Origin of the sequence: Bacillus timonensis (assembly GCF_004799755.1) — a bacterium.
Taxonomy (GTDB): domain Bacteria; phylum Bacillota; class Bacilli; order Bacillales; family Bacillaceae_L; genus Ferdinandcohnia; species Ferdinandcohnia timonensis_A.
This window is the reverse complement of sequence record NZ_SLUB01000077.1, coordinates 1-14,095: the sequence shown is the minus strand read 5'-3', so window position 1 is coordinate 14,095 and position 14,095 is coordinate 1. Positions and strand designations below refer to the sequence as shown.

The following is a 14,095-nucleotide window of genomic DNA, read 5'->3' as shown; positions in this document are numbered from 1 at the left end:
TATTAGCTCCGGTTTCCCGAAGTTATCCCAGTCTTACAGGCAGGTTGCCCACGTGTTACTCACCCGTCCGCCGCTAACCTTTGGGAGCAAGCTCCCTCAGGTTCGCTCGACTTGCATGTATTAGGCACGCCGCCAGCGTTCATCCTGAGCCAGGATCAAACTCTCCAATAAGAGTATTGATTGCTTAAAATACCTTTCGCAAAATCCGAAGAAGCATTTCAAGAAGCAAAGATCTTGCTCAATAATTTGTTACTTAGAATTAACGTTGACGCTTGTATTATGTTTAGTTTTCAAAGAACTTTATTGCCGCTCTCAAGCGACTTTATTAATATATCATATTATCATTAATAAAGTCAATTACTTTTTTAAAATAATAATTTGTGCGGAAACAACTTTAAAAGTATAGACGGAAATGAACTTATTATCAAGTATTTATGTAATAAATATTATTTAACTCCATTTTTCTCAAAATTAAACCTCCACATTGGAGGTAATTAAATGATCTCTTCTATAAAGATTTCTCGGTAGTTTTTTAAATCCAAAAATTCATTTTCGCTAACCTTTAGTAATGGCCTTGTTGGATGAGATTTATCTATGAATACAATTTCTCCTGATTGACCATTTGATAGTTTTATTTTTGTACCAATAGAAATGTTTCCAACTCCATTTGTTAACGCCTCTACCACTTTCATGTCAAACTTTCCAAATGATTCCCTTCTGATCTCCTCAAGGGCTTTGAACGGGGATTGGCGGTTGCTGTAGGGTCTTTCAAGGGTTATCGCCGAGTACACATCTGCTACTGCTACTATTTTGCTGAATGGATGTAGTCTTTCCCCGGTAACCCCTAGTACATAGCCGGTTCCATCTAATCGTTCGTGGTGTTGGAAAACTGCTAATTTTACGCTATCTTTTATCAGAGGTATCTTTTCAATCATTCGATAGCTGTATAGAGGGTGTTTTTTTACCTCATTGTATTCAGCTAATGTTAATGATGAGTGCTTCAAAAGAATTTTGGGATCTATTTTTGACATTCCGCAGTCACTCAGTATTCCCGCTATCGCTAAATGATTGCAATCAGCGTCACTATATTTAAGCTTTTTCCCTAAATATCCTGAGAGTAAGCCTAGCATGACGGAGTGATGGTATATATAGTCTTCTCGATTTGTATATCTGTGTAAGGAGAAAATTTCTTTTGGTTGTTCCAGTATTCTATTAAATAATGGGAGAATAATTTGGCGAACTTTTGAAATTTCAACAAGTGAACCAGCCTGCCAATTTTGAAATATTTGCTTGTATTCCTTTACTGATTTAAGATAATCCTCCACAATTGAACTATCTTTTTCTAACACTTCGGTTTCTTCCACTTGGTCAGTAGGATTAAAAGTCTCTCCATTTATTAAAAATGCTTCGACCTGAACATCTTTTACTAAAAATGCCTCAAGCACATGAATATGTTCGTTTGTTAAAACAGTTTTTTTAGGAATGATTGGTTTATTTGTTAAGGAAAAAATGTCATTTGATAGAATACATCCTTCTTGTAGTTGGCTTATCCTCACACGCATATTTACTCCGCCCTCGTCTCTCATTCGAATACTAGAATCATTTTACCAAAAAAAGAGAAATACTGCACTGCAGCATTTCTCTTTTAGGTAATTTATTCACTATCTTCTTTGGTTTCTGTTTGTTCTTCCGTGACTGTTTCTTCTGTTTCAACCTCTTGCTCTTCTTCCTCTTCCTTTTCAACAACCGCAACTGTTGCTACATGACCATTTTCATCTAAACGGATGAGCTTAACCCCTTGAGTTGTACGGCCAATTTGAGAAATATCGCTAATGGACATTCTGATTAGAACACCATCTGCAGTAATTAGCATAAGATCACTTTCCTCTGTTACCGCCTTAACGGCAATAACTTTTCCGTTCTTTTCGGTGATATTGACTGTTTTAAGTCCTTTACCACCACGGCTTTGGATCCGATATTCACTTGCTGGTGTTCGTTTACCATAGCCATGTTCAGTGACAATAAGGACATCTAGATTGTCTTCCAGTATTTCCATTCCTACTACTTCGTCACCTTCGGATAAGTTAATCCCTTTAACCCCTGCAGCAGTACGACCCATGGATCTTACATCCGACTCTGGGAAGCGAATTAGCATACCATCTTTCGTTCCAATGATAATATCCTTTGAGCCATCTGTAAGACGTACAGATATAAGTTCGTCGCCTTCATGAAGTCCAACCGCGATTAAACCACCTTTACGAATATTGGCAAAGGATGAAAGTGGAGTACGTTTTGAAATTCCTTTTCTAGTAGTAAAGAATAAGAACCAATCATCGACAAGCTCCGATACTGGAATAATTGCATTGATCCATTCTTCTTTTTCAATTTCGAGAAGGTTGATGATCGGAATTCCTTTTGCTGTTCTACTAAATTCAGGAATTTCATATCCTTTTAGGCGATAGACTTTTCCTTTATTTGTGAAGAATAGGATTGTGTCATGGGTCGATGTTGATAAAAGTTGTTCAACAAAATCATCTTCATTTGTACCCATTCCTTGGATTCCTCGACCGCCTCGTTTTTGGCTGCGGTATGTGGATACTGGAAGACGTTTAATATACCCCTTGTTTGTGAGAGTTATAATGATATTCTCTCTTGGGATTAAGTCTTCATCTTCAATCATTTCATATCCGCCTGCTAGAATTTCAGTGCGTCTTGTATCGTTAAAACGTTCTTTAATTTCTAGAAGCTCTTCACGAATAATTTCGAGTACTTTTTCTTCGTCTGCTAGAATTGCTTTTAATTCTGCAATTAATGCGACAAGCTCTTGGTACTCCGCCTCAATCTTATCGCGTTCTAAACCTGTTAAACGCTGCAAGCGCATGTCTAAAATCGCTTGTGCTTGTTTTTCAGATAGATTAAATCTTGTCATTAAGCCTTCGCGAGCAATATCTGTAGTTTGAGATCCACGAATTAACGTAATAATTTCATCAATATGATCTAACGCAATACGTAAACCTTCTAAGATATGTGCTCTTGCTTCAGCTTTTCGAAGTTCAAATGCCGTTCTACGTTTAATAACAACGACTTGATGGTCTAAGTAATATTGTAAGCATTGCTTTAAGTTTAAGACTCTTGGATGACCATTCACAAGGGCAAGCATATTGATACCAAACGATGTTTGCAATGCAGTATGTTTATATAAATTATTTAAAAGAACGTTCGCATTGGCATCTCTTCTTACCTCCATCACGATTCTCATACCATTACGGTCTGATTCATCACGAAGGTCTGTTATACCATCTATTTTCTTATCACGTACCAGTTCAGCAATTTTTTCAATTAATTTAGCTTTATTTACTTGGTATGGAAGTTCTGTAACAAGAATAACTTCCTTCCCATTTTTCATTTGTTCTATTTCTACTTTTGCGCGTAGGGTAATGGAGCCTTTTCCAGTTTCATAGGCTTTTCTTATCCCGCTTCTTCCAAGGATATGACCAGCAGTAGGGAAATCTGGGCCAGGAATAATATCCATCAACTCAGCAATTGTGATCTCTGGATCTTTACTAATTGCTAAGACACCATCAATAACTTCACCTAATTGGTGTGGTGGTACATTCGTTGCCATACCTACTGCAATACCTGCTGCTCCGTTTACTAGAAGGTTAGGAAAACGGGCAGGGAGAACGGCTGGTTCTTTTTCTGAACCATCGTAGTTGTCCTGGTAGTCAATGGTGTCCTTGTTAATATCACGCAAAAGTTCCATTGAAATTTTGGACATACGTGCTTCTGTATAACGCATCGCTGCTGCTGCATCACCATCGACAGAACCGAAGTTACCATGGCCATCAACTAGCATATAGCGGTAGTTAAAGTCCTGTGCCATACGAACCATTGTATCGTAAACGGCAGAGTCACCATGTGGGTGGTATTTACCAATTACTTCACCGACGATACGAGCAGACTTTTTATAGGCTTTATCAGAGGTCATACCTAAGTCGTTCATGGCATATAAAATCCGGCGGTGTACCGGCTTTAGGCCATCACGGACATCCGGTAAGGCACGTGACACAATAACACTCATCGCATAGTCCAAAAATGATGTTTTCATCTCTTGGCTTATATTAATCTCATGAATATGCGAATTTTGATTTTCAGACATAAAAAGAAAACCTCCCTTATCAGGGGTATAAAATAAATTGGATTCTTATTTTAACCCATTCATATATGTAACCAAAACACAGGATAGTTACGTAAAGCACAAGGTGCACGGCTTTTGGCGAGATAAGGAATGGACTGAAGAAGGTATTCTTTTACCTTCCAAATTGATTGGCTTATCTCAGAAAGCCGATGGCACCTAAAGCTAAACATTAGAACTATCCTGCATAAAATCATTAAACGTCTAAGTTTTTCACGTATTGCGCATTTTCTTCAATGAAATTACGTCTTGGCTCAACCTTATCACCCATCAGCATTTCAAAGGTTTCATCCGCTTCAATTGCATCCTGAAGCGTAACCTGTAGCATCGTCCGGTTGTTTGGATCCATAGTGGTTTCCCAAAGTTGCTCAGGATTCATTTCTCCAAGACCCTTATAGCGCTGGATACCTGGCTTTGGACTACTTGGCATTTCTGCTAAATATTTCTCGAGTTCTCGGTCATCATACGCATATTCAACACGTTTACCTTGTTGTATTTTATATAATGGCGGTTGTGCAATATAGACAAACCCATGTTCAATAATCTGACGCATAAAGCGATAGAAGAATGTCAATAATAAAGTCCGTATATGTGCACCATCTACATCAGCATCCGTCATAATAACAACCTTATGATAACGCGCTTTTGTAATATCAAAGTCTTCTCCAATACCTGTTCCTAGGGCTGTAATCATGGAACGCACTTCATTATTTGATAAGATGCGATCAAGTCTTGCCTTTTCGACGTTAAGAATTTTTCCTCGAAGTGGCAGGATTGCTTGGAAGTGACGGTCACGCCCCTGCTTTGCAGAACCACCCGCTGAATCACCCTCAACGATATAAATTTCACTAATGGAAGGATCCTTCGATGAGCAATCCGCCAGTTTCCCAGGTAGGCTCGATACCTCTAATGCACTTTTTCTTCTTGTTAACTCACGTGCTTTTTTAGCAGCCATACGAGCTCTAGCTGCCATCGTTCCTTTATCGACAATTTTTCGAGCAACTGCAGGATTTTCTAATAAAAAGGCTTCAAACTTCTCAGAAAACACGGATTCAGTGATCGTTCTTGCTTCACTGTTTCCAAGCTTTGTTTTGGTTTGTCCTTCGAATTGTGGATCCGGATGCTTAACAGAAATAATCGCAGTTAGTCCTTCTCGAACATCGTCACCAGTTAAATTCGTATCATTATCCTTGAAAATGTTATTTTTGCGCGCATAATCATTGATAATTCGGGTTAACGCAGTTTTAAATCCTGATTCATGTGTTCCACCTTCATAGGTGTGGATGTTGTTTGCGAAGGAATAGATATTACTTGTATAGCTATCGTTATATTGAAGGGCGATCTCTACTGCGATTCCTTCTTTTTCACCTTCAACAAACACTGGCTCTTCATGAATTACTTCTTTTGTACGATTAAGGTGTTCAACGTATGATTTGATTCCACCTTCGTAATGGTATTCTCTACGTTTGTTTTCTTCACGTTTATCTTCGATTGTGATTTTAACGCCTCTTGTTAAAAAGGCAAGTTCACGAAGACGGGTTGCCAATGTATCAAAGTCATACTCTAGTGTTTCCGTAAAGATTTCACCATCTGGTTTAAAATGAGTTGTTGTACCTGTATGATCGGTTTCACCGATTATCTTTAATTCGGTAACGACATGACCACGTTCAAATGCAATATAATGGATTTTCCCATCACGGTGTACATATACCTCAAGTTTAGTGGATAGGGCGTTAACAACAGACGCACCAACCCCGTGTAATCCACCAGAAACCTTATAACCGCCACCGTCAAATTTTCCTCCCGCATGAAGGACTGTCATGATGACTTCGACAGCTGGACGGCCCATTTTTTCTTGAATTCCGACTGGTATTCCACGTCCATTATCTTTTACGGTAATACTGTTATCTTCTTCGATAATGACATTAATTTCGTCGCAATAACCTGCTAACGCTTCGTCAATACTATTATCGACAATTTCCCATACTAAATGGTGCAATCCCTTTCCAGACGTTGAACCAATATACATACCAGGGCGTTTTCTTACCGCTTCTAACCCCTCTAAAACCTGAATTTGACTCTCATCATACTCTTGTTGTTGCAATTCTTTTTCTTCCATAGCCACCAATATCACCTACACTTTATTTTAACGAAAAAAGGTCGAGTTTCGAGTCGCTCTTCATCCTTATATCTCTTCTAAAATTGTTTCAAAATCAGCTACTTGCTGTGAACGTCGTTTTAATGTACTAGAGGATAAAGGTGAAAAATACACGTTATCTACCGTTACCACAACTGATTTTGTATTTCCATTAGACAATTCTACCACTCTGTCTTTTTGTACATCTAAAAATTCATTAACGATAGAGGAGGATTTTAAAAGCTGTCGATCTAATATCGTAATGACATCTGATGAACGAACCATTACATTGTCTCCCAAATGTATGAACAAACTTCATCACCTCATTTTAGCTTTGTTATAGCTCCTGCAGACACAGCATAAGTTGCAGCCTGCTTTAGTGTATCATGAGTGATTCCCTCTACGCTTGTTGTTGTGACAAAGGTTTGCACTTTGCCTTGAATTGTATTTAATAAATGGGACTGTCTAAAATCATCCAACTCCGAAAGAACATCGTCTAATAATAGAATTGGATATTCCCCAATTTCTGAGTGAATTAATTCTATTTCTGCTAACTTTAATGATAGGGCGGTTGTACGTTGCTGTCCTTGGGATCCAAAGGTTTGAACATCCTTTCCATTCACAAAAAATGCAAGGTCATCCCTATGTGGCCCCGCTAATGTAACGCCTCTTTCAATTTCCCTCTCTCTTATTTTAGCAAATTTTTCGTCATATACATCTACCATTTTCGACAAATCAGCGGTTTCTAATACCTCAATGGACGGTTTATATTCAATTTGAAGTATTTCGAGTCCTCTACTGATTCCATGATGAATAGGTTCAGCCCATTTTTGTAATAATACAAGAAATTCAAATCGCTTTTTAACAATTTTTGCCGCTGCTTGAATTAATTGTGAGGTTAATACGTCAAGCATTGTTTGATCGTGTTGTTTTTTGGTCTGAAGCTGCTTTAAATAGTGGTTTCGCTGGTGGAGAATTTTTTGATACTGGCTTAGGTCATGTAAATAAACAGCCGATACTTGACCAATTTCCATATCAATAAATCGTCTTCTCACCTGTGGACTTCCCTTGACAAGATTTAAATCTTCAGGAGCAAACATGACCACATTCATATTTCCAACATATTGGCTTAGCTTTTTTTGCTCCAAATGATTGCTCTTTGCTTTTTTACCCTTTTTAGAAACGACAAGCTGCAAGGAGAGGGGACCGTTCCTTTTTTGAACCCTACCTTCTATTTTAGCATATTCTTCATCCCAGCGAATCAAATCTTTATCATTTGAGGTACGATGTGATTTTGCCATCGCTAATACATAGATGGATTCCATTACATTTGTTTTGCCTTGGGCATTTTCGCCTAGAATGACATTAACTTTATCTTCGAATTGAATGGCCAATTTTTCGTAGTTTCGATAATTTGTTAGCTCGATTTCTTCAATGAACAAATGGATTCACCCTTTGCGCTAAGCGCCAGGGAAAATCTCCCGGGCTAAGCTTTTGATATGACAAATGTTCCAAAGCCAGGGATGTCGACTACATCCTTCTCTACTAGCTTTTTTCCGCGGCGATTCTCTAGCTCTTTATTTACGTAGACTTCATGTTCACTAAGAAACCACTTTGCCATTCCACCGGTTTGAATGACTTCTGCATGCTTTAAAAACTGTCCTAATGTAATAAAGTCTGTCGAAATTTGTATTTCCTTTGCCATTTTTTTCGCCTTCCTTCTTTTATTTTACTAAAGAAATCACAACTAGAAAAGAAAACTACTAGGTTTTTACGGCCTAGTAGTTCCTTTTTAGACCCACACGAGGTGGGCCACAAAGACGTTGCCACAAGATATGGCATTCTAGTCTTTCATCATTTTTAATAAGTGCGCACTGGGAGAATTAAGTGAAAGACTGTATCGTCATCAAGTGCTTTTATATAGAACGGTCTCATTGCACCTGTAAAACTAATTCGAATTTCAGAGCTTTCTAATGCTTTTAATGCATCCATCATATATTTTGCACTAAAAGAAATCTTTAATTCTTCACCATCGATTGATTTACTTTGTATTTCCTCATTTACTTTTCCAATTTCAGGGGAGGTGGACGAAATTTCGACAACACCTTCAGGCATAGTCGTAAATTTTACAACATTGTTATTTGCTTCTTTTGCTAGTAGGGAAGCCCGATCAATCGATTGTAAAAATTCTTTCGTTGCCAAGACAATCTCTGTTTTACTCTCAGTAGGAATCAGTCTAGATGTATCTGGATAGTTCCCATCTAATAAACGAGAGAAGAATAACAAATGTTTAGTTTTAAATAGGACTTGGTTTTCAGTTATAACGATATCTACTAAATCTGTTGTATCATCTAAAATTTTACTTAACTCATTTAAGCTCTTACCTGGAATGACAGCACTATAAGATCCGCCATTTTCTGTTTCAATATTTGCCGTTCTCATTGCAAGTCGATGGCTATCTGTTGCTATACATTGTAGTGTATTGTCTTCAACTTTCCAGTTCACACCAGTTAAAATAGGGCGAGTTTCAGACGTTGATACAGCAAATACGGTTTGACGAATCATATTTTTAAGTAGATCTGCCGGAATACTAAATCCATGATTACCTTCAATTTGTGGTAAATGTGGATATTCCTCAGCATCAAGACCATTTAAATTAAATTCAGCTTTACCTGAACGGATAATCGTGAGTAGGTTTGATTGAACTTCTATTTCAACAGTATCCTTAGGAAGCTTTTTAACAATTTCACTAAAGAAACGAGCTTGTAAAACAATGCTTCCTGTTTCTTTAACTTCTACAATTTCATCTCCAGCTTCTTCAGTAGGAATAAAGGATTCGATGGAAACATCAGAATCACTACCTGTAAGAGTTACACCTTCATTTGTTGTAACAAGTTTTATCCCCGTTAAGATTGGAATCGTTGTTCTTGAAGATACGGCTTTCATTACATCTTGAACACTTCGAACAAGATAGTCTCTTTGAATGATAAATTTCATCAAAAATCCTCCTAAGTTGGTTCTATTTTTGATTTCATGTGAATACATTTGTAGGCTATATATTTATTTATTTTTTAAAGAAAAGATCGTAGAAGTACTAGTAGGTCCTGTGAATATGTGGATAACTAGAATAAAGCAAATCAAAACAGTCTATCCACATGTGGACAGACTGTGCGCAACAACAAAGAAGTTATTCACAGTATTCACGTTACAAGTACTTGTCCAAAATAAAAATAACACTTATTTTTTCCTTAACCCTTTAACTGGGTGATGATTTCATCGATTTGTTTTTGTAATTGTGTGTCTGTTTTTAATAGATTCGAGATTTTTTCATGGGCATGAATGACCGTTGTATGGTCACGACCACCAAATTCCTCTCCAATTTTAGGCAGCGAGGAGTCTGTCATTTCCCTTGATAGATACATCGCTATTTGACGAGGAAATGCAATTGACTTTGTACGTTTTTTTGCCTTAAAATCTTCAAGTTTTATATTATAATGCTGTCCAACGACCTTTTGGATTTCAAAAATCGTGATTACTTTTGGTCTTGAACTTGGAATGATATCCTTTAAAGCTTCAGCTGCAAGATCCGCATTGATGTCTTTATTAATTAAAGATGAATAGGCAACGATGCGAATAAGCGCACCTTCAAGCTCACGAATATTCGTGTTGATTTGGTTCGCAATATAAAGCATGACTTCATTTGGAATGTCGAGTCCCTCTGCCTTTGCCTTTTTACGTAATATCGCAATCCTCGTTTCAAGATCCGGCGGGGTAATATCAGTAATTAATCCCCATTCGAAGCGAGAGCGAAGCCTGTCTTCTAAGGTTGGAATCTCTTTCGGCGGTCTGTCACTTGAAATGACGATTTGCTTACTTTCTTCATGCAAAGTATTAAATGTATGGAAAAATTCTTCTTGAGTTGATTCTTTTCCGGCTAGAAATTGAATATCATCTATAAGTAAGATGTCGACATTCCGGTATTTATTTCGAAATTCAACAGCTTTGTTATCCCGAATGGAGTTAATGAATTCATTTGTGAATTTCTCTGATGAGAGATAGACCACTTTCGCATTTGGATTATGCTCTTGGACATAATGGCCAATTGAATGCATTAAATGGGTTTTACCTAATCCAACGCCACCATATAGAAACAGTGGGTTATAGGCTTTTGCTGGTGCTTCTGCAACGGCTAAGGATGCAGCATGTGCAAAGCGATTACCAGATCCAATTACAAATGTATCGAAAGTATATTTTTGATTTAGCATGTTTTGAGAGTGTTCAGCTGGTTCATCTTGTTTCGTAGCTTTTTTCTCGGGTGTTTTCAGTTCAAATTCTTCATCTAGTTGATTTTGAGGAATAATAAATTTGATACCGAGTTCTGCACCGGTTAAATCATAAATTGTTTCAGCGATTAGATGCAGATATCTAGATTCTAGCCAATCTCTAGCAAACTCATTAGGAGCTGTAATAATAAGTGTATCTTTTTGTAGGGCATGGGCTTTTGTTGATTTCAGCCATGTTTCAAAGCTAGGTTTACTTAACTTTTTTTCAATCTCCTGGAGTGCTTTTGCCCATAAATCTGCAATATTCTCCAACAATCTCCCTCCTTTTTTTCTAAATATGATTTATAAATGTATAAAAATAAGTCTTTATGCAAATTTTTATTTGTGAATGAATAGAGTTTTATAAATATACATTTGGCTATTTGTGAATAACTATATAATATAGTAGAAAAGCTTCTTTTCGACATAATCCACTGGTTGTGGACAAGTCCCTATGCACAGTGTTGAAAAATCTATCCACACAATATCCACAATCTGTGGATAAATAAAAAATGTTGATAACTTATTACGAGTGAAAACAAAACTATAATATCAAATAATGACTAGATAATCAATGGTTTTTAAAAACTTATCCACATAATCTATACCTTGTGGAAGATAATTATCCACAACACAAGATGATGTGTAAAACTTGTCGATAATTGTTGTGGATTAAAAAAACTGTCGAAAAAAGTTGTCCACAACCAAGAAAAGTGGAAGAAGGAATAAAGATTTGAATAAATTTGAGGGAACAGTTATCGATCTCTATATACTTTTTTCAAAGTGGGTCATTAATATCCAAAATATAGTACTTCAAATAAGGTTGACATCTTTTATTGGTTTTCACTATAATTAGTAAGACTGTCTGATGTTTAACTTTATTCAGCAGAGTCCTTCCTTTTTTAAGTGAAGGATGAATGCATAGAGAGTAAATAATACAGTAGGGGATCAAACCCTGGCTGAATAAAGTTAAAGCCTCCGGCGGATGCCACAGATTTTTAGAGGAAATTTTTCGAGCACACTCGAAAAAATCTGGGCGCAAATACGCCAAGTCGTATTTGATTTTGAGAGTTAATTCCTCAGGGAGGTGTCATATATGAAAAGAACATATCAACCAAGCAAACGTAAACACAGTAAAGTTCACGGATTCCGTAGTCGTATGAGCTCTAAAAACGGACGTAAAGTTCTTGCTCGTCGTCGTCAAAAAGGAAGAAAAGTATTATCAGCATAGGCCACTGAAAGCTCAGTGGTCTTTTTTTCTAAAAGGACATGCCGTACGGGAGTTGTAAATAATGAAAAAAGAATACCGTATAAAAAAGAATCAAGATTTTCAAACGGTGTTTAAAGCAGGAAAGTCATCAGCCAACCGGCAATTTATTGTCTACGTCTATCATAGAGAAGAGTTAGAGCATTTCCGCATAGGCTTATCCGTCAGTAAAAAGATTGGAAACGCTGTTACTAGAAATCGTATTAAACGATTAATTCGTCAATTCTTTCTTGAGCACAAGGAACAGGTTCAAATTAAGGATTATGTGATCATAGCCAGGAAGCCTGTTGCGGAGATGAGTTATGAAGAAGTAAAGAAAAGTCTACTTCATGTACTTAAGGTGGCAAAAGTGTTAAAAAAAGTCCCAAAATAGTGGATTTTTTATAAGGAAAGAAAGAAATTTTACTATAAAGATGGTAGAATACAAGGGTACATATTGATTTTTCTTCGAATGAATATGTTTCATAATATATATTTACCTTTAGGATATTTAGAACTAGGAGGAAAAGTTGTTGAAAAGGCGAATATTATTAATAAGTGCGCTAATAGGATTGATTCTTCTTTTATCTGGTTGTTCTCAAATCAATGATCCGATTACCGCGGAAAGCACAGGGTTTTGGAACAAATACTTTGTTTATCCATTATCTTGGCTGATTACTTATTTTGCTGAACTATTTGGTGAGTCAAATTACGGTTTAGCAATTATCATTGTTACCCTATTAATTCGTTTTGCTTTATTGCCATTAATGATCAAACAAACAAAGAGTTCAAAAGCAATGCAAGCAATTCAACCTGAGCTAAAAGCACTTCGTGAAAAATACAGCTCAAAAGATCAAGCAACACAACAAAAGTTGCAACAAGAGACAATGCAGCTATTCCAAAAGCATGGTGTAAATCCACTAGCAGGGTGTTTCCCGCTATTGATTCAGATGCCAATCTTAATTGGTTTCTACCATGCGATTATGAGAACGAGAGAAATTGCTGAGCACAACTTCTTATGGTTTGATTTAGGTGAGTCAGATCCATATTATATTCTTCCTTTAGTTGCTGGTGTGACAACATTTATCCAGCAAAAGATTACCATGATGGGCATGGATAACAATCCACAAATGGCGATGATGCTATGGTTAATGCCAATCATGATTGTTGTCTTTGCAATCAGCTTCCCAGCAGCATTATCTTTATACTGGGTAGTGGGTAACATCTTTATGATTGTTCAAACGATTTTAATTAAAGGTCCAGATATTAGAGCGGCTAAATCTGGAGATGCGGGAGGAGCCAAAAAGTGAAACAGGTAACTGCTACAGGGCAAACCGTCGATGAAGCAGTAGAGTCAGCTTTAGCTCAACTAAGTACAACAAGAGACCGCACCGAAATACAGATCATCGATGAGGGTAAAAAAGGGATATTCGGGATTTTTGGAACAAAGCCGGCTGTTGTAAAAGTAACTGTGAAGATTGACCCGGTCGAAGAGGCACAAAAATTTTTAGAAAACGTTGTTACTTCAATGGGTGCTCAAGCGAAATTGGATGTTGTTCGAAATGGAAAGAATGTAACATTCCAATTATCCGGCGAAAAAATGGCTGTTTTAATAGGAAAAAGAGGCCAAACCTTAAATTCTTTACAGTATTTAACACAACTGGTTGCGAATCGATTTTCGGACCATTATTTAAACATTACGGTGGATGCTGAAAACTATCGAGTTCGTCGAGAAGAAACCTTGGTTCAATTAGCAGAAAGACTTGCTGATAAAGTAACTCGAACAAAGCAAGATGTTAAATTAGAGCCAATGCCTTCGTACGAACGAAAAGTTATTCATACTGCTCTTGCAGATCATGCGAAGGTTAAAACATCTTCAAGTGGTTCAGATCCAAACCGTTATATTGTGATTTCACCAGTAAAATAAATTGAGAAGGGACTGTCCGATAAGTCCTAAAAAATAAGGCAAGGGGGAAAAACAATTCGTTTTTCTCCCTTGCCCTTTTTGAGTTTTTCGATTTTTCTCTGAAAGTAACTGGCGGATGCCTGCTACTTTCAGCATATTGTGGGCTAATGCCACAATCCCAAACTCGACATGTACTTTGTCGAGCCCCCGCAAGGAAAATCTGCGGAACGACCTATTGCCCTTGATGTGACCGAACACACTTTCTACCTCAACTTTACGTTGAGCGTAG

At 37.2% G+C, this 14,095-nt stretch carries 13 protein-coding genes and 1 rRNA gene; 4 read left to right on the top strand and 10 right to left on the bottom strand.

Translation table 11 applies throughout. The features are described 5' to 3' along the window. The 9 genes from E1I69_RS22295 to dnaA form a co-directional block, all read right to left on the bottom strand. A 16S ribosomal RNA gene (locus E1I69_RS22295) occupies positions 1 to 171 on the bottom strand; the annotation flags it as partial. A gap of 323 nt (positions 172 to 494) precedes the next feature. Continuing rightward, on the bottom strand, positions 495 to 1,562 hold the full coding sequence (locus tag E1I69_RS22290; RefSeq protein ID WP_136381730.1) for an HD-GYP domain-containing protein: 1,068 nt from the start codon (positions 1,560 to 1,562) through the stop codon (positions 495 to 497). 92 nt (positions 1,563 to 1,654) lie between these two features. Further along, complete coding sequence (gene gyrA, locus E1I69_RS22285) at positions 1,655 to 4,159, bottom strand: DNA gyrase subunit A (protein WP_136381729.1); 2,505 nt, start codon at positions 4,157 to 4,159, stop codon at positions 1,655 to 1,657. Between the two features lie 232 nt (positions 4,160 to 4,391). Beyond that, on the bottom strand, positions 4,392 to 6,314 hold the full coding sequence (gene gyrB / locus E1I69_RS22280) for a DNA topoisomerase (ATP-hydrolyzing) subunit B (protein ID WP_136381728.1): 1,923 nt from the start codon (positions 6,312 to 6,314) through the stop codon (positions 4,392 to 4,394). 66 nt (positions 6,315 to 6,380) lie between these two features. Beyond that, on the bottom strand, positions 6,381 to 6,632 hold the full coding sequence (gene remB, locus E1I69_RS22275; RefSeq protein ID WP_278186190.1) for an extracellular matrix regulator RemB: 252 nt from the start codon (positions 6,630 to 6,632) through the stop codon (positions 6,381 to 6,383). Between the two features lie 23 nt (positions 6,633 to 6,655). Beyond that, a complete protein-coding gene (gene recF, locus E1I69_RS22270) occupies positions 6,656 to 7,774 on the bottom strand; it encodes a DNA replication/repair protein RecF (protein WP_136381726.1) in 1,119 nt (372 codons plus the stop codon). A 44-nt stretch (positions 7,775 to 7,818) separates the two neighbouring features. Then, positions 7,819 to 8,037, bottom strand: coding sequence for a S4 domain-containing protein YaaA (gene yaaA, locus E1I69_RS22265; protein ID WP_136381725.1), 219 nt, complete (start codon positions 8,035 to 8,037; stop codon positions 7,819 to 7,821). Positions 8,038 to 8,192: 155 nt separating this feature from the next. Further along, positions 8,193 to 9,329 carry a DNA polymerase III subunit beta gene (gene dnaN, locus E1I69_RS22260; protein WP_136381724.1) on the bottom strand — a complete coding sequence of 379 codons (1,137 nt, stop codon included), beginning with the start codon at positions 9,327 to 9,329 and terminating at the stop codon, positions 8,193 to 8,195. A 251-nt stretch (positions 9,330 to 9,580) separates the two neighbouring features. After that, on the bottom strand, positions 9,581 to 10,927 hold the full coding sequence (dnaA, locus tag E1I69_RS22255; protein WP_136381723.1) for a chromosomal replication initiator protein DnaA: 1,347 nt from the start codon (positions 10,925 to 10,927) through the stop codon (positions 9,581 to 9,583). A gap of 823 nt (positions 10,928 to 11,750) precedes the next feature. Between dnaA and rpmH the strand changes: the two genes are divergently transcribed. The 4 genes from rpmH (at position 11,751) to jag (ending at position 13,827) form a co-directional block, all read left to right on the top strand. Next, positions 11,751 to 11,885, top strand: a complete 135-nt coding sequence (gene rpmH / locus E1I69_RS22250; protein WP_057997955.1) for a 50S ribosomal protein L34 — start codon at positions 11,751 to 11,753, stop codon at positions 11,883 to 11,885. Positions 11,886 to 11,946: 61 nt separating this feature from the next. Then, positions 11,947 to 12,294, top strand: a complete 348-nt coding sequence (gene rnpA, locus E1I69_RS22245; RefSeq protein WP_136381722.1) for a ribonuclease P protein component — start codon at positions 11,947 to 11,949, stop codon at positions 12,292 to 12,294. A 139-nt stretch (positions 12,295 to 12,433) separates the two neighbouring features. Then, positions 12,434 to 13,210 (top strand): YidC family membrane integrase SpoIIIJ, encoded by a 777-nt coding sequence (gene spoIIIJ / locus E1I69_RS22240; RefSeq protein WP_136381721.1) that lies wholly within the window; start codon positions 12,434 to 12,436, stop codon positions 13,208 to 13,210. Continuing rightward, positions 13,207 to 13,827, top strand: coding sequence for an RNA-binding cell elongation regulator Jag/EloR (jag, locus tag E1I69_RS22235; RefSeq protein ID WP_136381720.1), 621 nt, complete (start codon positions 13,207 to 13,209; stop codon positions 13,825 to 13,827). Before spoIIIJ ends, jag begins: the two co-directional genes overlap by 4 nt. On the opposite strand, the gene E1I69_RS25120 is transcribed toward jag, so the two are convergent. Continuing rightward, a partial coding sequence (locus tag E1I69_RS25120; RefSeq protein ID WP_242634676.1) for a transposase occupies positions 13,813 to 14,095 on the bottom strand: 283 nt, incomplete at its 5' end. The two genes, jag and E1I69_RS25120, sit on opposite strands and share 15 nt — an antisense overlap.